This window comes from Shigella sp. FJ200513 (assembly GCF_040495915.1).
Classification (GTDB): Bacteria; Pseudomonadota; Gammaproteobacteria; order Enterobacterales; family Enterobacteriaceae; genus ECMA0423.
Genome location: NZ_JBDYCV010000272.1, coordinates 1 through 615 on the forward strand (window position 1 = coordinate 1; position 615 = coordinate 615).

At 45.0% G+C, this 615-nt stretch carries 1 protein-coding gene; it reads left to right on the forward strand.

The features are described 5' to 3' along the window. Nucleotides 1-113: 113 nt before the first annotated feature. A partial coding sequence (locus ABZJ92_RS22165; RefSeq protein ID WP_252991700.1) for a YdaU family protein occupies nt 114-615 on the forward strand: 502 nt, incomplete at its 3' end.

Sequence of the window (615 nt, forward strand, 5' to 3'; positions counted from 1 at the left end):
TTCTGCTCATTATTAGCTCCTTCTGATGCCATTCTATTTCAGGAAGGAGTGTCCGTTAAACTCAGGCTACCTCACTTATTCTAAGCAACCGGGTAGCATCATACGGGGCAATTATGGCCGCATTACCATACATGCAACTGTACATAGCTGATTACCTGGCTGACACCATGCATTTGTCAGCAGAGGAGCACGGCGCGTATTTGTTGCTGATGTTCAATTACTGGCAAACAGGAAAGCCAATACCCAAAAACAGGTTGGCAAAAATTGCCCGTCTGACTAACGAGCGATGGGTTGATGTTGAACCATCCTTGCGGGAGTTTTTTTGTGATAACGGCGACGAATGGATGCATCTTCGGATTGAGGAAGATCTGGCATCTGTCAGAGAAAAATTAACCAAAAAATCAGCCGCAGGAAAAGCATCTGTTCAGGCCAGAAGAAGCAGAAAGGAAGCAGATGTTCAAACAAAACAAGAGAGAAATTTAACAGGTGTTCAAACAGATGTTGGAGTGGTGTTCGAACATGATGCTGGATTTGCCCTTATATTTCCAGACATCTGTTATCACTTAACCCATTACAAGCCCGCTGCCGCAGATATTCCCGTGGCGAGCGATAACC